General features: G+C 36.6%; 26 protein-coding genes and 1 riboswitch. Of the genes, 3 read left to right on the top strand and 23 right to left on the bottom strand.

The window, feature by feature from the left end; translation table 11 throughout:
• The 3 genes from G396_RS10680 to G396_RS0108685 all read left to right on the top strand — a co-directional run.
• On the top strand, positions 1 to 1,128 hold a 1,128-nt coding region (locus G396_RS10680), incomplete at its 5' end, for an N-acetylmuramoyl-L-alanine amidase (RefSeq protein ID WP_034907964.1).
• Between the two features lie 129 nt (positions 1,129 to 1,257).
• Positions 1,258 to 1,767, top strand: a complete 510-nt coding sequence (locus tag G396_RS0108680; protein WP_034907966.1) for a PTS sugar transporter subunit IIA — start codon at positions 1,258 to 1,260, stop codon at positions 1,765 to 1,767.
• A gap of 31 nt (positions 1,768 to 1,798) precedes the next feature.
• Complete coding sequence (locus tag G396_RS0108685; protein ID WP_028125726.1) at positions 1,799 to 2,239, top strand: hypothetical protein; 441 nt, start codon at positions 1,799 to 1,801, stop codon at positions 2,237 to 2,239.
• A 304-nt stretch (positions 2,240 to 2,543) separates the two neighbouring features.
• On the opposite strand, the gene G396_RS0108690 is transcribed toward G396_RS0108685, so the two are convergent.
• From G396_RS0108690 to G396_RS0108800, 23 genes are all read right to left on the bottom strand, one after another.
• Positions 2,544 to 2,792 (bottom strand): hypothetical protein, encoded by a 249-nt coding sequence (locus tag G396_RS0108690; RefSeq protein ID WP_028125727.1) that lies wholly within the window; start codon positions 2,790 to 2,792, stop codon positions 2,544 to 2,546.
• A 409-nt stretch (positions 2,793 to 3,201) separates the two neighbouring features.
• Positions 3,202 to 4,977: a pyruvate oxidase gene (spxB, locus tag G396_RS0108695; RefSeq protein ID WP_028125728.1), complete on the bottom strand. Its 1,776-nt coding sequence runs from the start codon at positions 4,975 to 4,977 to the stop codon at positions 3,202 to 3,204.
• A gap of 151 nt (positions 4,978 to 5,128) precedes the next feature.
• On the bottom strand, positions 5,129 to 6,472 hold the full coding sequence (locus G396_RS0108700) for an MFS transporter (protein WP_028125729.1): 1,344 nt from the start codon (positions 6,470 to 6,472) through the stop codon (positions 5,129 to 5,131).
• A gap of 143 nt (positions 6,473 to 6,615) precedes the next feature.
• Positions 6,616 to 7,560, bottom strand: coding sequence for an NAD(P)H-dependent flavin oxidoreductase (locus G396_RS0108705; RefSeq protein WP_006417410.1), 945 nt, complete (start codon positions 7,558 to 7,560; stop codon positions 6,616 to 6,618).
• 206 nt (positions 7,561 to 7,766) lie between these two features.
• A complete protein-coding gene (locus G396_RS10685; RefSeq protein ID WP_034907969.1) occupies positions 7,767 to 8,639 on the bottom strand; it encodes a mechanosensitive ion channel family protein in 873 nt (290 codons plus the stop codon).
• A gap of 9 nt (positions 8,640 to 8,648) precedes the next feature.
• Positions 8,649 to 9,206, bottom strand: a complete 558-nt coding sequence (gene lepB / locus G396_RS0108715; protein WP_028125730.1) for a signal peptidase I — start codon at positions 9,204 to 9,206, stop codon at positions 8,649 to 8,651.
• A 15-nt stretch (positions 9,207 to 9,221) separates the two neighbouring features.
• Positions 9,222 to 10,745 carry a helicase HerA-like domain-containing protein gene (locus tag G396_RS0108720; RefSeq protein ID WP_006417472.1) on the bottom strand — a complete coding sequence of 508 codons (1,524 nt, stop codon included), beginning with the start codon at positions 10,743 to 10,745 and terminating at the stop codon, positions 9,222 to 9,224.
• 149 nt (positions 10,746 to 10,894) lie between these two features.
• On the bottom strand, positions 10,895 to 11,665 hold the full coding sequence (gene pflA, locus G396_RS0108725) for a pyruvate formate-lyase-activating protein (RefSeq protein WP_028125731.1): 771 nt from the start codon (positions 11,663 to 11,665) through the stop codon (positions 10,895 to 10,897).
• 31 nt (positions 11,666 to 11,696) lie between these two features.
• Positions 11,697 to 13,925, bottom strand: a complete 2,229-nt coding sequence (gene pflB / locus G396_RS0108730; protein ID WP_028125732.1) for a formate C-acetyltransferase — start codon at positions 13,923 to 13,925, stop codon at positions 11,697 to 11,699.
• 302 nt (positions 13,926 to 14,227) lie between these two features.
• On the bottom strand, positions 14,228 to 14,668 hold the full coding sequence (locus G396_RS0108735; RefSeq protein ID WP_028125733.1) for a hypothetical protein: 441 nt from the start codon (positions 14,666 to 14,668) through the stop codon (positions 14,228 to 14,230).
• Between the two features lie 101 nt (positions 14,669 to 14,769).
• Positions 14,770 to 15,117, bottom strand: a complete 348-nt coding sequence (locus G396_RS0108740) for a metal-sulfur cluster assembly factor (RefSeq protein WP_028125734.1) — start codon at positions 15,115 to 15,117, stop codon at positions 14,770 to 14,772.
• Positions 15,118 to 15,498: 381 nt separating this feature from the next.
• Positions 15,499 to 15,939, bottom strand: coding sequence for a GNAT family N-acetyltransferase (locus G396_RS0108745; RefSeq protein ID WP_028125735.1), 441 nt, complete (start codon positions 15,937 to 15,939; stop codon positions 15,499 to 15,501).
• Between the two features lie 52 nt (positions 15,940 to 15,991).
• On the bottom strand, positions 15,992 to 16,432 hold the full coding sequence (locus G396_RS0108750) for a GNAT family N-acetyltransferase (RefSeq protein WP_028125736.1): 441 nt from the start codon (positions 16,430 to 16,432) through the stop codon (positions 15,992 to 15,994).
• Between the two features lie 231 nt (positions 16,433 to 16,663).
• The gene (locus G396_RS0108755; RefSeq protein ID WP_028125737.1) at positions 16,664 to 17,575 is read right to left on the bottom strand and encodes a DMT family transporter; all 912 of its coding nucleotides are present in this window, start codon (positions 17,573 to 17,575) and stop codon (positions 16,664 to 16,666) included.
• Positions 17,576 to 17,713: 138 nt separating this feature from the next.
• A complete protein-coding gene (locus G396_RS0108760) occupies positions 17,714 to 18,202 on the bottom strand; it encodes a prolyl-tRNA synthetase associated domain-containing protein (RefSeq protein ID WP_028125738.1) in 489 nt (162 codons plus the stop codon).
• Positions 18,203 to 18,404: 202 nt separating this feature from the next.
• Complete coding sequence (locus tag G396_RS0108765) at positions 18,405 to 18,947, bottom strand: phosphatase PAP2 family protein (protein WP_028125739.1); 543 nt, start codon at positions 18,945 to 18,947, stop codon at positions 18,405 to 18,407.
• Between the two features lie 2 nt (positions 18,948 to 18,949).
• On the bottom strand, positions 18,950 to 19,861 hold the full coding sequence (locus G396_RS0108770) for a diacylglycerol/lipid kinase family protein (protein WP_028125740.1): 912 nt from the start codon (positions 19,859 to 19,861) through the stop codon (positions 18,950 to 18,952).
• Between the two features lie 163 nt (positions 19,862 to 20,024).
• Positions 20,025 to 20,906, bottom strand: a complete 882-nt coding sequence (locus G396_RS0108775; RefSeq protein ID WP_006417445.1) for an ABC transporter permease — start codon at positions 20,904 to 20,906, stop codon at positions 20,025 to 20,027.
• Entirely contained in the window at positions 20,893 to 21,807 is a 915-nt protein-coding gene (locus G396_RS0108780) for an ABC transporter ATP-binding protein (RefSeq protein WP_034907994.1), read from the bottom strand. The genes G396_RS0108775 and G396_RS0108780 overlap by 14 nt, the downstream gene beginning before the upstream one ends.
• Before the next feature lie 10 nt (positions 21,808 to 21,817).
• The gene (locus tag G396_RS0108785) at positions 21,818 to 22,234 is read right to left on the bottom strand and encodes a helix-turn-helix domain-containing protein (protein ID WP_028125742.1); all 417 of its coding nucleotides are present in this window, start codon (positions 22,232 to 22,234) and stop codon (positions 21,818 to 21,820) included.
• A gap of 191 nt (positions 22,235 to 22,425) precedes the next feature.
• Positions 22,426 to 22,638, bottom strand: coding sequence for a metalloprotease family protein (locus G396_RS12190; protein WP_006417564.1), 213 nt, complete (start codon positions 22,636 to 22,638; stop codon positions 22,426 to 22,428).
• The gene (locus tag G396_RS12195) at positions 22,638 to 23,066 is read right to left on the bottom strand and encodes a DUF3267 domain-containing protein (protein ID WP_006417440.1); all 429 of its coding nucleotides are present in this window, start codon (positions 23,064 to 23,066) and stop codon (positions 22,638 to 22,640) included. Before G396_RS12195 ends, G396_RS12190 begins: the two co-directional genes overlap by 1 nt.
• Positions 23,067 to 23,218: 152 nt before the next feature.
• Positions 23,219 to 24,427 (bottom strand): cation:proton antiporter, encoded by a 1,209-nt coding sequence (locus tag G396_RS0108800; RefSeq protein WP_028125743.1) that lies wholly within the window; start codon positions 24,425 to 24,427, stop codon positions 23,219 to 23,221.
• Positions 24,428 to 24,477: 50 nt separating this feature from the next.
• Positions 24,478 to 24,549, bottom strand: a riboswitch (Fluoride riboswitch).
• Positions 24,550 to 24,681 lie beyond the last annotated feature (132 nt).

Genomic DNA, 24,681 nt, shown 5'->3' on the forward strand with positions numbered 1-24,681 from the left:
AAAGCTAGCACAGGTATTAATAAACCAGAAGAAACTAAAAAAGATGATAGTAAAAAAGAAGAGTCAAAACCTGAAATTAATACAAATGCTAAAACCCATACTGTAAAAAAGGGTGAATATTTATATTCAATTGCTAGAAAATATGGTTTAACTGTAAGCAAATTAAAAGCATTAAATAATTTATCCTCAAATGTACTCTTGACAGGTCAAGTGCTAAAAGTCACAGAAGGTGAAATTGATTCAACCATTACTAATCCGGAAACAAGTCCAACTAAGATAAGTACTGATAATCTTCCTGATTTATCTCGTGCTAATGCTATTGAAGTTGATTATGATGTTAAATTAAATTCAAAAACTGAACCATTCAGAACTAGCATAAACCTAGCTTCTAGACCAATTAATGCAGTCAATAAATTTGGTCAACGCTTTACTGTAACTCGCGAATTCTATGAAAATGGTCAAAAATACTTGGAACTTAGTCAAAATGGAATGGTTAAAGGTTATGTTCCAGCAAGTGCCGCTGTAAAAGTGCCAAAAAATTCAAAAGTTATTTATCTAGATGCAGGACATGGCGGAAGTGAAACAGGAGCCTATTCATTTGGTACGGCTGAAAAAAATCTTAACTTAAATATTACCCGTCGTTTGGCCAGTGACTTACGTAAACAAGGTTATACTGTTTATGAATCCAGAACAACAGATAAAGCTATCCCATTAAATCAAAGAACTATCGAACCTAATCGGATTATGCCAGATTTATATTTAAGTGTTCACCATAATGCTATGCCTAATCCAGGTTCTGCCAGAGGAATTGAAACCCTTTATCACAATTCAAGTATTGATGAAGAGGGTTATATGACCATGGCACACCATAAGTACACTAACTTACAAGCAGAAAGCAAACGGTTAGCTGACACAGTTCAAAGCTATCTTATTGCCGAAACCGGAGCAGTAAATCGGGGTGCTCGCCCACAAAACCTTCATGTCACAAGAACAAACGATGCACCAGCTATTTTAGTTGAACTTGGCTTCCAAGATAATTATAGTGAGTATAAGAATCTCACCTCACCAAGTTACCAAAATAAACTGATCAAAGGTTTATTAAAAGGTATCAATGCTTTCTTGAATTAAAGAAATAATTAGACTAGAAACCAGGCAACTAGTTTCTAGTTTTTTTAATTTCAACCATTGACAATTTTTGATTTATCTTAAGTTGCTATGCTATAATAAAAAAGAAACATAGAAAAAAGGAGTTTTAATATGGGATTTTTTGATTTTTTAAAAGGAAATAAGGAAAACACACAAAATCAAGTTCTAGAATTTAAAGTTTATAGTCCTTTAAAAGGTAAACATGTTGCATTGAGTGATGTGTCTGATGCTGCTTTTTCATCAGGAGCCTTAGGAAACGGACTGGCAATTATACCCGAAGAAGGTAAATTATTTGCACCAGTTGATGGTACTATCATGACTTTATTCCCAACCGGACATGCTGTGGGCATTAAATCCGCCGAAGGAGCAGAGATCCTAATCCATATTGGAATGGATACTGTAACCTTAGACGGTGACGGATTCAATATCTTGGCTGCTGCAGATCAAACTGTCAAAAAAGGCGATTTACTGATTGAATTTGATATTCAAAAGATTCAGGCAGCTGGTTTAGAAATTATTACTCCTGTAGTGATTACAAATTCTGGAGATTATGCAAGTGTCACGGATGTTGCAAGTGAGATGGTAACTCCTGGAGATGAGATCATCCAAGTCAATAAGTAATTTCTATTTGCTAAATTGAAAGGAGCTTTCCATGACTAAAGTCTATACTAATTTTTGGCATAGTCGACGTGATAATGTTATCAAGCAGCATGGGAGTTATAAAACCGAAGACGAAGCATTAGAAGGAATCAAAGCTTGGTGGGAAATTCATAAAGAGAAGTTTGAAGATATGCAAACCCGCCGTACAAATTCTGGTGCTTTAGAAATAACATATCTACCTGATGATAATTATTATTATCGGATTGAAGCTAAAGAAATTGAGGGTGCTTTACCAAGTGCAAAACCAAAAAAACGATCTAAAGGTGAAATTGATAAACTAAGAAGTACCCATCAACTAAATGAAGAAGCATTTCTCTTTGAAGAATTACCTGAACCATACCAAGATCGTTTAATTATTTGTATGAATGATGGTAAAGCTTTACTGAACTTTACTTATGATCAACACGGACGGCCAATTAAGAGATTCGCTTAAATATGCAAAATGAAGATTTCCTAGATTAGATTAATTATGTCTAGTCTAGGAATTTTTATTTTTAAAAATTATAATACATATTATGTAAACTAAAACTAGTTTGTTCCTGTTGGTTAGTCCACGATTTCGCTTCTTCTCTTCTACATCTTACGAGGTGGAACTTCCAAGTAGCTAACTGGCATCATTGGAAACTTTATTCTAATGGAACTTGCGACCAAGATGTTAAAAATACCAGTTATACCCAAAAAGGATTGTGAAAATCATTTTCCCCAATTCTTTTTTGCTTTTACTGACAATGTGGAGCCTATTCCACCAACTCATATTCAACGCCGGCATAGACCGAGCTTTGATTGTTAAGGTCTCCACTGAAAAATTCATAACCTTTCCAACGAATTCTTAACACATTATCTACATATGATAAATCTGTCTGGTTAATCGCAACAATAGTAGTATCGTCTTTATCTACTATGAGATGTACACCTGCCATTTGTTCTCGAATGGCTATGAGCATTTCTCGTGGACTTGCTCCATTTTCTTCTAATTCGGTTACCAAAGGAACTAATGATTCAGATTCTTCTTCAACTTTTTCTTCATTGGGTACGGATTTTTTTAAAGATAGGCTTCCATATTTCTTACAAAGCTTAGATTATTTGGCGCAAACAAAACATAACCCACTGCTATTCCCTGGTCATTCAAGAGTAAGAGCCTTTTTCCATGATCTAGATATTCCCGGCAATACATCAGTAGCGTAAAGCGGCACCGTTCTAGGTTGCTTTAATTTTTGGATTACCCGTTTGAATACAGCTTTGGTGAATCTGGGCTTAATAAGCAGCTTGATATGGGATAATTTGCATAGGCTCCCTCCTTCTTGGTTATAATTACAAATAAATAAGACCGACTCTCATGCTATTGTTGCACAGGAGTCGGTCTTTGTATTTATTGCTTAGAATGAATACCTAAGCTTATTTAATATTCCGTGATTCTAAGCCTTCAGCTTCAAGATATTCTCTAAAAGGTACTAAATCTTGCGCTTCATATTTTTCTTTAAAGGCATTGATTTGATCGGTAGAGAAAAGTTTAGGATCGAGTTCTAAGACTTCAACTGGTAATGGACGATGGTGGGTAATTTTGGCATCAATAACCACCGTTTTACCGGCTTTATTGGCAGCTACGGCTTCGGCCATAACCTTGTCCATGTCTTCAATTCGATCGACATGGAAGCCTACCGCACCTTGGGCATCCGCAATCTTTGCATAGTCAACATCCATAAAGTCTACCCCAAATAAGTGTTCATTGGTATCCTCATATTTATTTTTAATGAAGGCATACTCAGTATTTGAGAAGACAACATTGATAACTGGTAAATTATATTGAACGTTAGTAGCAACATCAGGATAAGACATATTAAAGGCGCCATCCCCCATAATATTCCATACTTGACGGTCTGGATTATCTTTTTTAGCTGCAATCCCACCAGGTAATGCAATACCCATGGTTGCAAATAATGGCGAGGTCCGCCACATATTCTTAGAATTCATATGTAAGTGACGAATTGAAGTTTGGGTTGAATTGCCCACATCAATGGAAAAAATAGCATCTTGGTCAGCATATTTATTGATGGCGTTGTATACTTGATACAATTGTAATTCGCCTTCAGTCTTCCCTTCAAGCATCTTCATATAGTCGCGCCAGTTTTGGTTATTTTTGATATTAGCCCGCCACCAAGCTGAATCTTCGACAGGGTTTACCTTATCTAAGATAGCTTGAGCAGCTTGACCAGCATCACCTAGAATAGCTGCATCTAAAGCATGACGTTTACCTAATTTATGTGGGTCAATATCTACTTGAATAAATTTATCAACATTTTTAAAGGCTTCGTAGATTTCTGCAAATGGGAAGTTTGAACCCAAGAAAAGCACAGTATCGGCTTCAAAAACCACTTCGTTAGCAGGTTTCCAACCGACGCGATAAGCAGAACCAGTTAAACCTTCATAATCCCAATCAAAGGCATCAAAGTTCTTACCAGTAGTAATAATTGGAGCCTTGATTTTTTTAGATAATTCAGTAATAACGTCCCCTGCTTGATTACCACCAAAACCAGCATAAATCACTGGGCGTTTAGCTTCATTTAAGATAGCTACAGCTTGATCAATATCTGCTTGGTTTAATTCAGGTAACAAGAATTCTCTTTGATAAGATCCTGAACCATAATATGAATCTTCATCGATTTCTTCCCAACCATAATTGACTGGGATTTCAACGACCGCAGGACCTTTATAAGCAATGGCTGCACGAGCTGCTTCGTCAATAACCTTAGGTAATTGTTCTGCATAAGCCACCCGTTTATTGTAAACAGCGACCCCAGAATACATTGGGTTTTGGTTTAATTCTTGGAAAGCATCTAAATTTAATTCCTTTTCAGGACGTGAACCTAGGATAGCTAAGAAAGGAATATTGTCCATTTTAGCATCATAAATCCCATTTATTAAATGCGTGGCACCAGGACCGCCAGATCCCACCGCAACTCCCAAAGGTCCGCCAAATTTCTTTTGCATAACGGCTGCTAAAGCACCGGTTTCCTCATGACGAACTTGTAAAAATTGGATATCCTTATCTTCTGCTAAAGCATCCATCAATGACCCTAAAGTACCTGATGGAATACCATAGATAGTATCTACACCCCAGGTTTTTAAGACATTTAACATTGCTTTACTTGCGCTGATTTTTCCTTGAGTCAAGATGACTCCCCCTTTAGATTAATAGTTTATATTAATTAACAACATGTACTAAATTATCATATTACTAATAGGGTTTCCAAACAAATGCTCATAAGAAAACGTTTTATTAAAAATAAACTTCAGCCAGCTAATTTAACTTGATCAATCCTTATTAAATAGTATTCGATCTAAATACAATAATTATCAAAATATAGGCTGATAAGACTAAAAGAAACATCAGGATTATGCCCCATCCTGCCCCTAAAACAGCACCGAACTCTGGGTTTTGGCTTATACCTAAGCTTAGTAATTTTGAAACTAAGGCAGTTGAGATTGCCCCCATGTATTGCTGCCCTAAATTCATCAAGGTGTTTGCATCAGCTTCCAAATTATCTTCAATTTGTCCATAGCTTTGAGTCATAATATTCGATAAAGATAAGGCAATTCCTAACATCATCATGACATGAACGACTAATAAGCTCCAAATTGGTAGCTGATGATAATAAATAACAAAGATAAGTAAAGCAAATAAACTAAGCGTCAGTCCTGCTAATATCGGTTTTTTGGGGCCTAGAGAATCATAAAGACGACCAGCAAGGGGTAGAACTAAGGATAGGACAATAGGCCCTAAAAACATGAAATTTCCAGCTTGCGTCGTCGATAGTCCGCGACCAAGTTGTAAATAATTAGGAATAATAAAAGACATACCTAACAATAAGGCCTGATAAGTCAAGGCCCCCCATAAGAAAACCAAATAATGCCCTTTAGAAAATAAATTTAAATTAATCAATGGATTGTTTCTATTGGATTGATAAAAAGCAAAAGCGGCCAGAAAAGCAAGCATCCATTGATACCATAAATTTTGTTCGATAGCTAATAAACTTGTGACCAAGAAAGCTGCCAAACCTATAAAAGCGGGCCAATTAAATACTTCTCCACGCCCTACTGGTTCTTGTGGGATTGCCCAAAGACCACCGGCCAAAGACAGGACTAATAAAGGCAATAATAGCCAAAAAATTGCGTGCCAATCCAACATTTCAGTTAAGATTCCACCATAAGTTGGACCAATGGCTGGCGCAAATGAGGTAGTCATCGATCCAACCCCCATCATCAAGCCGCGTTTATCCTGAGGAACTTTTGTAAGAATGATATGAAACATTAATGGTAATGCTAAACCGGTCGCAAATCCTTGTAAAATTCGCCCCAATAGCAGGATTATAAAGGATTGAGCGAAACTATCAATCACTAGCCCACTCAGGAAAAGTAAATTAGCCGTGATAAAAAGATTTCTAATAGAAAAATTTCTGACTAAGTAAGCAGATGAAGGTACGACAATTGAAACTGCTAATAGATAGGCAGTAGTCACCCATTGGACCTGACTTGCTAATAAATTGAATTGAGACATTAGTAAAGGAAAGGTAACATTCATTGAGGTTTCAACCAGAATGCCTCCAAAGCTCATTACAGCTGTCATTATAACCGCTGGAATGACCCGCCATTGTTTAGTTTCAGACATTAATATTTTACTCCTTGCATGATAAATTACATTAGCTCTTATTTTACCTAAATATTACTATCCTATCAAATTAAAGAGTATAAATGTAAAAAAATAAAAACAACCGAGCTCTTAGGCCCGGCCGTTTTTTAGAAGGCTAAATATTAGATTTTTTTACTTTGTAAGCTATCAATAACTTCGTTAGCTTCAGCAAACATTTCTTCAATAATTTGTTTAACTGGTTTTACTTCTTTAATAATACTTGCGATTTGACCATAAGTAACAATTTCGTTTTCAACATCACCAGTTGATGCAGCTTTAACTAATGAAGGGATAGTATATGCTTCTAATTTTTGGAAAGTCATACCTTCTTCTTTATCCATAGCAATATGTTTTGGAGCAGCCGCATTCTTTTCAATACGCATTGGCGCACCAGAATTGCTACCTGATAATACAGTTGCTGTATCATTTGCTTTAACTACGGCTTGTTTGTAGTTATCATGAATTGGAGCTTCAACAGACGCTACGAAGGCAGTACCAACTTGAACCCCGTCAGCACCTAAAGCATAGGCTGCAGCCACACCATGACCATCTGCAATACCACCTGCACAAACAACTGGAATATGATCAACCGCTGCAACAGCTTGTTGGCAAAGTGTAAATGTAGTAGCCGTACCTACGTGTCCACCTGCTTCAGTACCTTCTACAACAACCCCATCAGCACCATTGTCTTCCATTTTCTTAGCCACACGGCCAGAAGGAACAACTGGGAAGATAATACCACCAGCATCATGAATTGGTTTGATATAAGGAACTGGGTTACCAGCGCCAGTGGTAAAGAATTTAACGCCCTCTTCTAAGAAAATAGGAATAATATCATCAGCGTTACCAGTAATAATTGCAACGTTGGCACCAAAAGGTTTATCAGTTAATTCTTTGATTTTACGGATATCTTCACGTACTGCTTCAGGTTTAGCACCAGCAGTTGCTAAAATACCCATACCACCTGCATTAGAAACTGCAGCAACTAATTCTGGACGAGAAACCCCACCCATAGCACCACAAAAGATTGGATATTGAATACCTAACATTTCAGTTAAACGACCCATTATAACATCCTCCTAAAAATTTATTTAAATCCTAGAGTGACAACAACATTGAAACCTGAGGAGTAAATATATATATATGTTATTCACTTCACAATAAAATCATACCACCATTATGAAAGCGTGTCAATTTATTTTGTGAATTTTTCACTTATCTTTATTAATAGCATTTTAAGAAATTTTAATAGATAATTATTTTGTGTAATGATTTACAATTTGTTAACAATTCGGCTGGTTGGATAAGCCAAATCTACTTGATCATGACTGGCTATATATTCCAATACCTCTTCCCAAATATTATTTTCAATTTCTCGTCGAGTTCGAGGATCACAAAGAAAACGCATGGTTAAGTTTACACCAGACGGTTCTACTGTGGTATACACGATTGGTGTAAAATTATTATAATAGATCATATACTTTCGGGCAGCATTCTTAACTTCTTGTTCTGCATCCGCTGAAAAAATTAAAGCGTGATGATCAACAATTGCAGAAAAATCTGTCTTAGCTTGGCGCCAGTCTGATTCGAAAGTTAGCACTATCGATAATTCATTCCAAATATAAGCAAAGCCCTTGATATCATTAATTAAGGGGTATTGAAAGATAAAGCGGTTAGGGATATCAATGATAGAACCTGTACTCTGTCCCCCTTTATTTGAATCATACAACTGAACTAATGAAAACTGAAACAGTCGAATATCAATGACATCTCCTTTTTGACCATTGATTTCAATCCGGTCCCCCATCCAAAAAGGACGCCGAATAATAATAAAAAGCCACCCGACCATGTTAACAATAATGTCACGTAAGGCAACAGCTAGACCCGCAGAGAATAAACCTAAGAAGGTTGAAATAGAGCCTACCCTACGAAACCAGATAAAAATTAAGGCAAAAACAAAAATAATAGACCCAATATAATTGACCGTCTTACGGCTACGGTATAGTTGATTATTATCCAAATTAAAACTAGCCAGTTTGCGATTAATTAACCGAGTGATTAATAGAATAATGCCTAAAATGATAAAAGAAAGCAGGACCTGGCTTATCCAAAAGCGGTCCTGCAATAAATCATTGATAAAAGCCATATAAGCCCCCTAGTCTTTACTGTCAACGCTTAAAGAAGAGAATTCAGAGAGTGGCCAAATAATGTGGGTCGCCTGCCCATGTAAAGCATCCATATCAACAAAACCGATAACCCGACTATCCGTTGAGTTTTGTCGGTTATCTCCCATAACAAAGACTTTACCCTCAGGCACGGTACTTTCACCTGTTAATTCCTCTAAGCTAAAATCTTCTGTAAACTTGCCGCCAGTATATTCAGATTTTTTGCTATCTAGGTAAGGTTCAGCTACCACTTGACCATTTAAAATTAATTGATCATCTTTAAATTCAATCGAATCTCCTGGCATACCAATCACGCGTTTAACAAATAATTTAGTCTTGTCAGGTGAATCAAGGACAACGACATCAAAACGGTTAATTTTAGCTAATTTCCATAGGAAAAGACGTTCGCCATCTTGAAGGGTGTTATCCATCGAGTGACCATCCACTTGAACTTGTTGAAAAACAAAGGTGGTTAAAAGAATTGCAACTGCAATCCCAATGACAATCGATACGATAAATTCAAAAGCTTCAGATAAAAAGTGTTTCATAAATTTCCTCAATTTCTATTTTTTGAAAAATCCAGTGATGCCGCGGGTAATCATTTTCCCTAATTCCCGTCCAACTGAAGACATCATATTCTTAGTAAACCGGTCCATTTCTGAATCAGTCCGACGACTAGATGTCTTATTCTTTTTAATTTGTTTAGCTAATTCAGCTTCTAGTTCTTTGATTCGGGCATTACTTTCAGAAGTATTTGCTTGGTCGAGCTTACTTTCAGCTTGAGTTTGAACATCTTTTAAATTATCCTCGGAAGCCGCGACAACTTTAGCCAATTGTTCATGGGCTGATTCACGGTTGACTGCTTCTTGATATTTCGCTAATAAAGAAGATTGGTTCATGATAGATAACTTAACTTGAGGGTCAATTAAGCCTACTTTACTCTTTGGCGGATAAATCATCACTGCTTGAGCATAAGACGGTGTGCCATCTTCTTGAAGCGTAGACACCACCGCTTGGCCTGTTTGTAATTCTTGGATGACTTTTTCTAAATCCATATCAGCAGCTTGTCGGAATCCCTGAGCCGCTGCCGCAACATTCTTTAACTCTTTAGGCGTATAGGCTCTTAAGCCATGTTGAATCCGATTACCAAGTTGATTAGCTACTTGGTCAGGAATATCAGTGGGATTTTGGGTAATAAAGAATACCCCTACCCCTTTAGAACGAATTAAACGAACCGTTAATTCGATTTGATCTAACAGGACCTTAGGTGTCCCATCAAACAAGACATGGGCTTCATCGAAGAAGAAGACTAACTTAGGTTTTTCTAGGTCCCCTACTTCTGGTAAATTTTCAAATAGATCAGAGAGAATAGCTAAAAGCACCGTAGCGTACATCAAAGGATACCGGTAAAGTTGCTCAGCCATTAAGACATTAATCATACCTCTACCATCTTGATCAAATCGCATAAAGTCTTCAATTTCCAGGCTAGGCTCACCAAAAAAATTACCTGCACCTTGTTCCTCTAATACTAATAAAGACCGGAGAATTACTCCAATTGAAGCAGAAGAGATATTGCCATAATGACCAGATAGATCTTTAGCGTGTTGACCTACGTAATTAATCATGGCTCGTAAATCAAGTAAATCAATCAGTAATAGACCTTCAGCATCCGCAACCGAAAATACAACATTTAAAATACCCGTTTGGGTATCATTTAAACCTAAGAGGCGGGCTAATAGAATTGGACCCATAGCAGAAACTGTCATTCTTAACGGAATACCTGTTTGACCGAGGATATCCCAAAGTTCAAGTGTAAATTTACTCGGATCATAATCTTCATAATGAGTTGCTTCTAATCGTTCTTGTAAATTATCTGAATTATTTGCTTCAGCAAGCGAAGCTAGGTCCCCTTTTATATCTGATAAAAAAACGGGTACCCCGGCTTGACTTAATTGTTCAGCAATTACCTTAAGCGTCACAGTTTTACCGGTTCCAGTAGCTCCAGCAATTAAACCATGACGATTTAACTTATCTAAACATAGATTAGCTGGCGTGGATCCATAACCAAAGGTAATTTCTTGGCTCATTCCTTCTCCTCCATTCACTGTCTACTGCCTTTATTTTATCACTTGTTTGGCTAATATTCTATTTTTAAAAAATGAAAAATATAAGAATAAAGCGATTAAATTCTATGATACAAAAAAAGAACTGAGTCAACACTCAGTTCTAGAAACAATCAATCAGTCAAATACCGGGTATAATCAGCTGTACGAAGCAGACGATTGGCATTTTCAACCCGTTCTGCTGTAGGGGGTTCCACCCCTTTTAAGCGATAAGGATAACCCAAGGCTTCATACTTGTAAACCCCCATCTTATGATAAGGTAATACTTCAAATTTATGAACATTTCCCAAAGTAGCCACAAAATCGCCTAGGCGTTGTAAATACTCATCGTAATCAGTTCGTGTCGGTACAAGAACATGTCTCACCCAAATGGCTTTATCGATTGAGGCTAAATATTCAGCCATTTCCAAGATATTTTGATTACGGACTCCTGTTAATTTACGGTGTCCCACTGGATCAATATGTTTTATATCAAATAAAACTAAATCAGTGTACTTCATCAATTCTTGGAACTTAGAAAAGAAAGGATCTTCTTTTGTAAATGGCCCACCACAGGTATCTAAAGTAGTATTTACACCATGCTCTTTGCAAATCTTGAAATATTCAATTAGAAAATCAATTTGGAGCATTGGTTCTCCACCTGACACGGTTACACCACCTTTTTCACCCCAAAAAGCCCGATATTTTATTGCTTCATCGAATAACTGTTGAGCAGTATATTCATGTCCGCCAAAGGTATTCCAAGTATCAGGATTGTGGCAAAATTCGCAGCGTAAACGACAACCTTGCATAAAGGTCACAAAACGAATGCCTGGGCCATCAACTGAGCCAAAACTTTCTGTTGAGTGAATATTACCAATGACAGGTGTTTTTACTTCGGTCATTGCCACAACCTCTTTCTACTTGGATTAAATATTACATTGAAGAATGCATTGTACGATTAATTACATCCATTTGTTGTTCACGGGTCAACTTAATAAAGTTAACAGCGTAACCAGATACCCGAATCGTTAATTGAGGGTAGTTTTCTGGGTGATCCATGGCATCTAATAAGGTGTCACGGTTGAAGACGTTGACGTTTAAATGGTGACCACCTTCAACAGAGTAACCATCTAGCATAGAAACTAAGTTAGTCTTTTGAACTTCTTCTTCTTTACCTAAAGCCTTAGGAATGATTGAGAAGGTATTAGAAATTCCATCAAGTGAGTAATCATAAGGTACTTTAGCCACAGATAATAGTGAAGCTAGCGCACCATGGGTATCACGGCCATGCATTGGGTTAGCGCCTGGCGCAAATGGAGCACCGGCACGACGACCATCAGGAGTATTACCTGTTTTTTTACCGTAAACCACATTAGAAGTAATCGTAAGGATTGAAGTGGTATGAATTGCGTTACGATAAGTTTTATGTTTCTTAACCATTGACATGAATTTCTTCAATAAGTCAACCCCAATTTGGTCAGCCCGATCATCGTTATTACCGTATTTAGGGAATTCGCCTTCAATTTCAAAGTCAACAACTAAACCATTTTCATCACGGATCGTTTTAACCTTAGCATACTTGATGGCTGATAATGAGTCGATAGCTACTGAGAAACCAGCAATACCAGTTGCCATAGTCCGTTTGATATTAGTATCCTGTAAAGCCATTTCAATAGATTCATATGAGTATTTATCATGTGAATAGTGGATAACATTTAAAGTATTGATGTATAGTCCAGCTAACCATTCTAGCATTTGATCGTATTTAGCTACGACTTCGTCATAATCTAAGTATTCTGAGTCAATACCTTGATATTGAGGTCCTACTTGAGTTTTAAGACGTTCGTCAACTCCACCATTGATAGCGTAAAGCAAAGCTTTGGCTAAGTTAGCACGGGCACCGAAGAATTGCATTTGTTTACCAATTTCCATGGCAGAAACACAACAAGCAATACCATAATCATCGCCCCAATGTGGACGCATAACTTCATCATTTTCATATTGGATAGCTGAAGTTTCGATTGAAATTTTAGCAGCATAACGTTTGAAGTTTTCAGTTAAACGTGGTGACCAAAGCACTGTTAAGTTTGGTTCTGGTGCAGGTCCTAAGTTAGTTAAAGTATGTAAGAAACGGAATGAATTCTTAGTAACTAACGGACGACCATCTAAGCCAACCCCAGCAATTGATTCAGTTACCCAAGTTGGGTCGCCAGAGAATAATTCATTATATTCTTGAGTACGAGCAAATTTAACTAAACGTAATTTCATTACGAAATGGTCAACAATTTCTTGAGCTTCTTGTTCAGTCAAAGTACCTTCTTCTAGGTCACGTTGAATATAAATATCCAAGAAAGTAGAAGTACGTCCAAGTGACATAGCCGCACCATTTTGTTGTTTAATAGCTGCTAAATAACCTAAGTATAACCATTGGAAGGCTTCTTTAGCATTATTAGCTGGTCTTGATAAATCAAAACCATAGATGTTACCTAATTCTTTTAATTCATCTAAAGCACGATATTGTTCTGAGACTTCTTCACGAAGACGCATCACATCTTCTGCCATATTTCCATCACCAATATTTGCGAAGTCTTTTGATTTTTCTTCTTTTAGACGGTCAATACCATATAAAGCCACCCGACGGTAGTCTCCGATAATACGACCACGGCCATAAGCATCTGGTAGACCAGTAATGATGGCAGCGTGACGTGCTTTACGCATTTCCGGGGTATAAATATCAAATACTGCTTGGTTATGAGTTTTACGGTAATCAGTAAAGATATGTTTTACTTCTTCATCAATTTCATAACCATAAGATTTAGCAGCATCTACAGACATCCGGATACCACCAAATGGTTGTAATGAACGTTTGAACGGTTTGTCAGTTTGTACCCCAACAATTTTTTCTTTATCTTTATCAAGATAACCTGCTTCATGAGAAGTAATTGTTGAAACAATCTTTGTATCTAAGTCTAATACACCACCTGCATCACGTTCTTGTTTGGTCAAGTCCATCACTTGATCCCATAACTCAACTGTTGCTTGGGTTGGTGTTTCTAAGAAACTTTCGTCACCTTCATATAAAGTGTAGTTTTTTTGAATAAAGTCACGTACATTAATTTCTTCTCTCCAAGTTTTACCTTGGAATCCTCTCCATTGCTCCATACAATGCACCTCCAAATTTTTTATCAATTGTGAATTGCTTATCATGATTCTATTTTAAATGATACAGAATTAAATTTCAAGTGTTACAGTTAAAAAAGTTGCATATTTCATAAAAGGCTTAAAATTAATAATGAAAACGAAGTCACAATTTTCATAACAAAACTGTTATAGTATATTTTAGGCTTGTGAATTAAATAAATAATTATAAAATGTAAATAAAAAAGAAGCAAACAAGAAGCTGAAAATTTATAATTTCCGCTTTGTCTGCTCTTTCTAGTCACTAATTATTAAACAGTTTTGCTTTAAGCGTATACTTCATCCACATTATGTTTTTCATCAACCACAATAAATAACCGTTTATCTGCACTAACTTTAGCAGACATGAAGATATTTTCAGTACCGCCCTCTTCGTTGGTTGCGAATGGGAAATAAACTAATTCAGGATCACGATTATCCCAATCAAGGGTAATCCATTCAATGTCACGATTCTTGACCACTGTTTCAAAAATCCCAACTTCTAACGAACCTTTATTAATATCATTTGTTTCGATGGTATCAGCTTCTGGTAAAATTTCAATTTTTAGTCCTTGAGCTGGGTGAATTTCGATAATGTCTCCACCGTTGATGCGGCCAACACTGGTAGAAATACGACGGATCCATAAGTCGCCAATGTGTTTAACATCTACTTTCCAATCGCCACCATTATGAAAATGAAATTTTAAAGATTTTAAGTTTGCAGTCATGAAAATTCCTCTTTTCTATTTATTCGATATAATTAGTTTACCATGAATTTTATGATTTGTTAATGGTATCACATAATTTTCTGAAAATGTTTTCAATAAACTTAATCTGCTACACCTAAAGCAATTTTACCAAAACGACTAATTCGGTCCATCGTCCACATAGGATGGAAAGTCAACTGAAAGTCTACGGCTTCAATTTCATCAATTTCTGAAAGTACATAACGAATATCATTTTCTAGATAATCAACAAGCGGACAACCCGGTGTGGTTAAAGTCATAAGCATAGTGCATAAGCCTTTGTCATCTAAACCAATTTCATAGACTAAACCTAGATTAACAATATCAATTCCCAATTCCGGGTCAATGACCCGATACAATTGATTCACAAAATCTTCCCGCAGGCTTACGGCACGGTCTTTCCAAACAACACCATATTCTTTTTCTTCCATTATGTCACCTCTTTTAATCAAATACTATTTTAGCAAATTAAAATAAGACTCGCAAAATTTCTGAGAGTCTTGTTAACTTATCTAGATTCTTGACTATCTTCTAGTGGCCACCTCCGGGCATCATCCTCATCGAGGTCATATTTGATTCTAAGCTTGCGGTCAGTTAAGACTTTCTTGTCCATTTGAACATGAATAAAGCCAAGCACTTGCCCACTAGCTTCATTCTGGTAAACATAAATAAAATGGTGGCCCCTATCCTGGCTTAATTTTTCAATTTGTCTACTAACTAAATCAAGACTAGCATCATAACCAAGGGCTATATCACAGATATGGCTGATTGATGCGCCTTTCTAATTTTGGCTATTGTTACTTGCATGGTTCTCAGAAATCAAAAGAAAACTCCTCTTTAGCAGTTTTATGAAAGCCAAGAGCTTGGAACATGGCCTGACTTTGCTTATTAAAATTATAAATTTGAGCCTTAACTGAACTTAAACCTTTTTCCTGTGCTCGCATCATGATGGCTGAGACGCATTTTCTTCCTAGATGCTTATTTTGAAATTCTTTACAAATCACAATGGCAATCTCATTCTCATCATAAAGTGAAATATCGCCAATTAATTGATCCTGAAATTTAATATAATAACACTCTCCGTGACTCGTTAAATAATTATACATAGCCTCTAATCGTTCTAGTGAATATGGATAGTCGATATTATCAACTTGTTTACAAAGTTTCAAATCTTGGTACCAAGTTAGAGCCTGTTCAGGTGCGGAATAAAAAGGAATGAGGGAAAGATCTGGATTAATCCTAATGACTTCCAAATTAATTCACCCTTTCTAGTTTAATTATTCACTTTTAAATATTAATTAAAACTTATTCTTGAAAAATCTTAATAAAACGTTTTTGAGTTTTGTCACAAATATAACCTAAGTGTTCATAGAATTGATGAGCTTTAAGACGTTTACTTGCAGAATTTAGACGGATAAATTGGATTTGTTTAGTCACTGCTTCTTGCTCAAGAACTTGTAAAAGTTGCTTTCCGATCCCCTGCCCTTGGTATTTAGGATCTACCGCCAAACCTAAAATATTTAAACCTTGGTCAGAATATAAGCTCTCGTAGAGTTCAGCATGAATAAAGCCAAGCACTTGCCCACAAGCTTCATTCTGGTAAACATAAATAAAATGGTGGCCCCTATCCTGGCTTAATTTTTCAATTTGTCTACTAACTAAATCAAGACTAGCATCATAACCAAGGGCTATATCACAGATATGACGGATTGATGCGGCATCGCTTGTTCTTATCTCTCTAATCAATTTATATCACTCCAGCCTACTTCAATATAATTATAGCAAATATTAGTCTAATCTAAGCAAAAGATTAGCGGACTCAATCATATTTTTTCTTAAAAATTCAATTTAAAAATAAGATTTATCTCAAAAATTGATTAAAAATTTGAAATATAATTATTTTTTTGGAAAAAAGCTGTCAATCCTTTTGAAAATACTAGGGATTGGCAGCTTTTTCTTATTCAAACTGATAATAATTTACTTTTCAAAATTAATATTTGCTGTATAAACACCAATTAGTATAATGATGGCTCCAAGAATCTGAAATATGGAAAAGCTTTCACCTAAAATTAAGTTGCCAGCAAGAATTGAAACCACTGTCGAAATTCCAACAAAAGATGAGGTCCGATTGACACCAATTTTGGAAATTGCATAATTTGACAAGAGAAAGGCGCCAATGGAACAAGCAAACCCTTGATAAATAACCGCCAGTGAAAAAGTATGATCCTTAAATGGAATCATTAGAAGACTGCTTAACTGACCTTGCCATAAAGCCTCGCCTAGGGCTAAAGAACTGAAACAAAGGGCTCCCATTAATAGCATGATATAAGTAATTTCTACATCTGAGTAGCCTACAGCTTTTTCAACAAAAACACTATACAAGGCATAGGCCAGGACTCCCATTAATAAAAAACTATATCCTATAATTGATAAACTAGAGGAAAGTCCCAAAGCAGCTATGGTTAACAGCACCCCAAATAAAGTGGTTAAAATACCTATTATCTGAAATTTACTTGGTATCTCTTTCAAGATGAGCGAGGAACAAATTAGAGAAGCAATTGGGATACACGCTAAGAAAATACCACTTTCAGAAGCAGTGGTATGATTAATCCCCACCGTTTCCCCCAAAAAATAGAGACAAGGACTAAAGATTGAAACTGAAAGTAAGGGCTTTAACTTTTTACCTTTCAGATTTACTTTGATGAAGCCGAACATAACCATTAAGGTCATTATGAAGAAAGCTAACACAAAGCGCCAACCTAATAGAGCCAAGGCAGTGGCTGATCCTGTAGCGGATTTGGTAAACAGATAGGACAAGCCAAACAGACTTTCACAGCAAATAGCCGCCAAAGAACCGCGCCATAAATTATTACTTGCTTTTAGTTCCATTAATGTCCCCACCTATTTAGATTGATAACATTTTTATTATACAAGAGAATGTTCTTGTATAACAGCATCTCCGCTTAAAATTATCTTTGTAAATATAATTTTATATAAAAAAACACCTACTAAAGTAGGTGCTCAACTTCAAATCTCAATCACATTTGTTTGATATCCAATTGCTTCAATAAATTTGAATAAATCTGGTGTTGCTACAAAAATAGTTTTTTCATTGGTGTTAGGATGGAAACTCATCCGTTTCTCATCTACGATTTCTTTATCAAAAAAGACTTGGATATCATGGTCTTCATTATTTAATAAGCCAAATGGTGAAACAACTCCGGCTGGCAAAGCCATCTTTTCAAATAAGCTATCTTCGGAAGCCATCTTCATTTTCTTCTCTTCAACGATTTCAGCAAAGCGATTCATATCGAGACGTTTACTATCATCCATAATTAAAAGATAGAAATTCTTCTTCTTTTTATTGGTTAAAAACATGGTCTTAGTTCTAACCCCTTCGATACCTTCAATAAAGGAATCAGCCTGTTCAGTCGTCAGAGCAGGTTCATGTTCTACCAATTGGTATTGAATACCCAATTCTTTTAGTTTGTCGATGACTTTATCAAAAAGTTCCATAAGCTTTCCTCCTCCTTAGTCTATAATTGTATTATACCATATAGCTAACAAACCATTCCTAAATACAGAGTAAAACTCATGTTAATATTTTTTAACTATAGTTTCCCCCATAAACTGGGAAAAAGCCAAACTCACCGTAACCTTAAATTAATCACTCCTTACGCATATACGAAAAAAGACTACAGCTTCCCAATCTTCTGTTTTAACTTTTAACCTGTTGATGCGTCCAACTTTCTTTATCAGCGAAAATCTTAGCTGTGATAAAAGCAATCATGCATCCTAAAACAATTCCTCCAAGGATATCCGTAGGATAGTGCACATAAAGATAGAGCCTAGAGTATGAAATCAGAATAGCTAATAGCATAGCTGGATACCTTAAAGGGCTCCTTAGCCGCCAGAGTGTAATAGCAACGGCCCATGAAGAAGCCGTGTGTCCTGAAGGAAAGGAATGGCCAATTGGCGGATAGATTAATAAGTCAACATCCACAATTTCAAAGGGACGGGGCCTTTGAATTATGAATTTTAAAACATTACTCAGAACAGCATAAATAACTAAACTGGTGAAAACTTGTTTACTATGATTACGAGTACTAGGAATCAGCCACAAGATTCCACCTAAAATCAACCAAATCAATGTAAAATTTCCTATTTTTGATAAGAATACCATGTAGGAATCAAAATTAGGGTGAGTCAGATGGGCCTGGATATAATCTAAAATGGCTAAATCATAGGTTCTTATAGACATGGTTAGTCCTTTCTAGGGATTAATACATTTAAAGCGTGTGGTACTATTTCTAGCCTTAGAGGAAGTCGTGGACCAGCATCCCCATCAATACGGACACGGTGGCGATGACCATGATCAGTTTGACTAATTACTATGCTTTTACTATGAAAGTAATGATAATTAGGATTTTGACTTGCTTTCTCTCGCCTTAAGCTAGCAAATATACGGCTACTCTTGCTTTTAGAAGGTTCCGGAAGACACAAGATATGAAAGTAACCTGGATATATCTGTGCTTCTGGTACAAAGTCACGGATGCCCCCTAAAGAATCTGTTAAAGCAATTAATACAATTCGCATCCGCCCTTGAATCCGACCATGGTCATGAAGCAATTCCAATTTTGACGAGCGAAAGGTCTTACATATACGAATCAAACTGAATACAAAGGCTAAAAAACCCCATTTACGTTTAGCTTGGGTGGTCACCCGGTTGGCACTTTGGGCTAGATAACCTAAGGTTAAACTTGAAATCATATAATGATCGTTTACCCGTCCTAGATCGATTGCCCTCTTTTCTCCTGTCCCGATTAAGCGCATGGCTTGGTCAGGATTAATAGGAATTTCTAACGACCGAGCTAAGTTATTTACCGTGCCTAAAGGGATAATGGCTAAGCTTGCTTCGTTGGAACTAGCGAGGATACCGGTGATGATTTGACCTAGGGTGCCATCACCACCCATAGCCACAATTAAATCACACCCTTGGGCACAGGCTGATTTAGCCGCATTGCGGCTATCTGCTCCTTTTTTTGTTTGACATAAGATTATATCTTTAGCTAGGTTTTCTTGTTCTAAATACGTTGCAATTTTCTGGGCATAGATTGGAGCCAACCCCTTGCCAGAATTAATATTATAAATGATTCCAATCTTTTGATAAGTCATCAGCCTATACCCCTTTCTATTCTATGAATAGTTTGTATTGTAACATAATTTAGGTTTGTCTAATATCAAAAGGTACTTATTATAAAAGCCCATGTTGATGATGCTTCAACAAGAGCTTATGATTACCTTCAATAATTATTAGACTATTAACTCAGTTATTAGATTAAGACCGAATCCGGTGTTTCATCCGGAAGGTCGCCCAAATTAAAGCAAATAGGCCTATAATGCAAGAAACCAATAAGACCCAAACTGGATCAAAGACTTCCCCAGTAATCGGTAATGATTTAGTGGCATAGACTGTTTGAATCATATCCATGACTTCCCTTGGAATTTTCTGACCAATAAGGTCAAAACTTGGCTTTAAGAGTAATTGTTTTAAATAAATGGTCATATGTGTAAACGGTAACCAGGCTGATATTTTTTGAATATAGTCAGGGAATTGAGATAAAGGCATATAAATACCACTAGTAAACCCGATTAAGGTACCAAACACACCTGATACGGCCCCAAAAGCATTCACTGATTTGATGAAAGTGGTCAATAAAATCATAAAGGCAGTCGAAATGAAAGTATATAGAATTACCAAACCTGTTGCTTTTATCGAAATATCACTAGGATACATAATCCCTGTAGTTAGATAAATTAGAGCCAAGGCTCCCACCCACATTAACAATGAAAAAGTTAAAGTAATCATAAAGGAAGAAGCGAAATAGGCTAAAATTAACTTATAGCGTTTTACTGGGGTTACGATAAAAGCATTGATGCGGTGACTTTCAAGGTCTTGAATCATGGATCCAAGATTTCCTAAAGACAAGGTAATGGTATTGATCACCATAATGCCACTCAAAATTAGTGAATCCACCATAAAGTCAATTTCTTTGGCATTCATTACCTGTTCAAGTACCTCATGTTTATAAGCATTCTTTAGGAATAACAAATAAAGACTAATCAAGATAATCACAGAGAGGAAGGAGAAAAAGACAGCAGATTTATCCCGCAAATATAACTTTATATTCCGTAAGGTTAATTTTCTAATGGATAACATGATGATCACCTACAATCGCTAAAAAGGCATCGTCTAAGGTCCCGTGTGTAACTTCTAACCAAGCAATATTATCCTTTAAATCTTGAATTAAATTAAGGGTCATCGCAATCGATTGGGTGGTAATATGAAATTGGTTGGCAAAGACTTGATAAGTGAGTTTAGCTTGTAGCAAATAATTTTCTAATTTATTTCTGTCTTTTGCGACTAATTTGACTAAATCACGGCTATATTTTTCCTTTAGTTCTGCTGGAGTGCCTTCTGCAACAATCTTCCCCTGGCTAATGATAACAACCTGGTCAGCATTTGCTGCTTCCTCCATATAATGGGTGGTCAGGAAAATTGTTACATCTTCATGCTCATGAATTTCTTTAATAATCTGCCAAACCATCCGACGAGTTTCTGGGTCTAAACCAGTTGTGGGTTCATCCATAATTAATAGCTGAGGTTGGGAGAAAAGGGCTCTCGCTAATTCTACCCTTCTTTTTTGCCCCCCTGAAAGTGTTCGGAATTTTTGATCTTCGATCTCTCGTATATGAAATTTGTCGATTAATAATTGATAACGTTCTTTGAGTAAAGCTTTATCTGTTATATATAAGCTCCCTCGCGTCAATAAATTTTCTTTGACAGTTAATAAATCATCTAATACATTTTCCTGGAAAACTAGACCAATGGATTTACGGATACTCTCAGGGTCCTGACTACCATTCACAAAAATAGTCCCACTATCTTTATCCAACAGAGTAGCAATACATTCAATGGTAGTAGACTTTCCCGCCCCATTTTGACCTAGAAAGGCGAAAAAAGAACCCCGTTTAACCTTAAAAGAAATATCATCCACTGCCTTTAAAGCGCCATACGAAACCATTAACTTATCTACTTCTAAAATATTCTCTGTCTGCATGATTTTCCCCTCATCCATTAAAATCTTCTTTTTTTATTGTCAGCAGTGATTTAAGTGACAAACAAATAAGACCAATACTCATAAAAAGAAATCCATCTTGCAAATCTAGTTGATTTAAGATTGAGAGAACCAAAACAGCCACACCTAAAGCAAGAGGCACCACAGTTAAAATTAAAGTAATAATTGGTTTTTCAGCTACTTTTTGTGGTTTTCCAGTTTTTTCTTTAACTTGCATCAGATCTTCCAAAGAATATTCTAAGGTTTCAGCTAAGTTAGGTATTGATGATAAGTCTGGAAAGGACAAATCACGTTCCCATTTAGAAACCGCCTTGTCTGTCACCCCCATACGTCTAGCTAAGTCCAACTGAGTCATGCCTAATTCTTTTCGCCGGTTAGCAATTAACCGACCCAAACTATCATCTTTCATTCCATTCCCTCCTCTTCTTTTTAGGAAAAGCATACTCTCTTTCTCTGATAAACTCAACCATCCCTTGGTTGACCCCACTCTACCGTTAGTCGAGTCCAAGTAGAGCTTGATATTATCATTTTTTTGATTAATGCGTGTTCTGAAAAAATAGTAAACTTATTGCTTACTTTACAAGTAGGTATAGTGACTCATTAACCTTTTTCAAAAATTATACACCCGCCTTCGGTTGGATGATCTAAAATCAATTGCTTTGTCCTCGAACTTTTATAACCAAGAATTTTAGCGACAATCATTAAATCTCCAACCGCTCCTGCTGTCATAACCGTTCCCAAAAGAGATATTAAGATAGAACCATGCATAAGGCCGATAATGATTGGAATGAGTCCTACAATAAATAAAGGCATTACCCCCCAATGATATAGGCCCGCTTAGTTAAGGGTGCTTTACAGCTACAGTATGGCGTCAAATACTTCCAGATAAACCCAAATTCAATATCAGACCAACCACGAGGGCTAAAAAGTGCCCAAGTGGACCCATGCACCAGTTCATGAAAAATGGTGAGAGCTAGGACCAGAATGATAAAGATTAAACTATCAAGAAAATTAAAAGTAATATCAAGTTCTCTAATGGGATATAACCACAGATAAAGACTAGCGACCACCACAATTAGAAGGATTGAAAACAAAGCGGCTAAAATGTTGGCCATTTTAACATCAATCAGTATGACTTTATCCTGATAGCCTTGACTTTGTAACTCTTTAGTTAATTTCTCATAGTGATGCCAACGCTTAGCTTCGGCTTGGCTTAACTTACGATTTGGTTTTTCAATCAATTATATCGCCTTCTTTCCTTTTCTTGTATTTTAACAAGCAGCGAACTATCTGACTAGTTTAAAGCTAATTTTAAAACCAAGCAAAAAAGCAAACTCAAGCTTAAAACTTGAGTCTGCTTAGAAATTCTTAAGAGTATGCCATTTTAATTAGCCTAACTTTTACTAGCTTTCAACAAGCCTTTATAAGTCAAATCCATCAAGATAGCCCCTAATGGTGCGGTAAATAGAATAGCTACCACTGCCACCGATAAAACGATAATGCCGGCATTAATAATAGCTGGGTTATTTAATTGATTCCCTAAGTCTAATAGCCCGCCACCAATAGCCGCTTGCACCGTTGCCTTAGGTAAATAAGCAATTGACATAAAGGTTCGCTCCTTTTGGTCTAATTGGGTCCCCATAATCGCCAATTGGACCCCGATATTTCTAAAAATCAAACCAATAATAATTGTAACTAGAGCAAGACCTAGTACTTCTAAAGCATAATTAATTTGAATTGACGCCCCCACCAAAGTAAAAAGGAAGATTTCACTGACTACCCATAGCCGATCACACTTGGCTTTCAAGCGGGTGGCGCGAACTTGGGTTTTAAAGAATAAGGTCATCCCCATGGCAATCACGGATAAAAGACTTGAATAAGCAATGAAATCTTGTAAATAGTTTTCTAAATAGACTAAGAAAAAGCTAGTTCCTAATAAAATAATTAATTTCATAGAATCTCTTAGATGAACATGGTCAAATAGATAGGCAAAAATTAATCCAACCACAATGCCTCCAAGGATTCCCGTGATAATTGAAACCGGAATCGTCATAAAACTAGATAATTTCATAGCACCCCCGCCCTCAATTGTGAGGAAGGATGTATAAAAGACAATCATAACAATATCATCCATCGAAGAAGCAGCCGTTATCATTTGGGGAATCCCTTGGTCAGTACCAATACCTTCATCCATTAAACGAGAGGTCCGTGGCACAACGACTGCTGGGGATACAGCCCCCAGTACTGCCCCTAACAAGAACCCTTCAACAAACGAAAGGCCCAGTAGAAAATGGCTAACAATCCCAATGGTGATCATTTCGATACAACAAGGCAGAAAAGACATTAATAAGGCAGGCCGCCCTACTTTCTTCAGGTCCTCCAAATCCAATGATAAACCTGCCTTTAGTAAAATGATAATCAAGGTGATCTTACGAAGCTCACCTGAAACTGCTAAGATTTGCGGATTCATCAAGCCCAAAGAGCCTAAGACAATACCCAACAACATATAAGCGAGCAATGCTGGTAAACGTAACTTGGTAAAAAGATAACCCGCGCCCCCACCAACGACTAAAACGATGGCTAAACATAAAAAGAAATCCATTTATTTTTTCCTTTCTAGCGCAGAAAAAGCTGATGTCTCTGCACACTAAATAAGTTGCAGAAGTCATCAGCTTAACAAGCGGTTTGGCTAATGCCAGGGAGAACTTCATTCCCTTTTTCTATGTTTCTTAGGTTAACAAATATAAGCAATGCTGTCAATGTGAAGTAGACAATTACCAAACCATCTGTGTCAACCAATCACTGACTAGTTTTTCTCGATTGCTTTAGTTAGCTTCTTGCCATTTGCCTAGAACT

The sequence above is a fragment of the Eremococcus coleocola DSM 15696 genome (assembly GCF_000428865.1).
Lineage (GTDB): Bacteria > Bacillota > Bacilli > Lactobacillales > Aerococcaceae > Eremococcus > Eremococcus coleocola.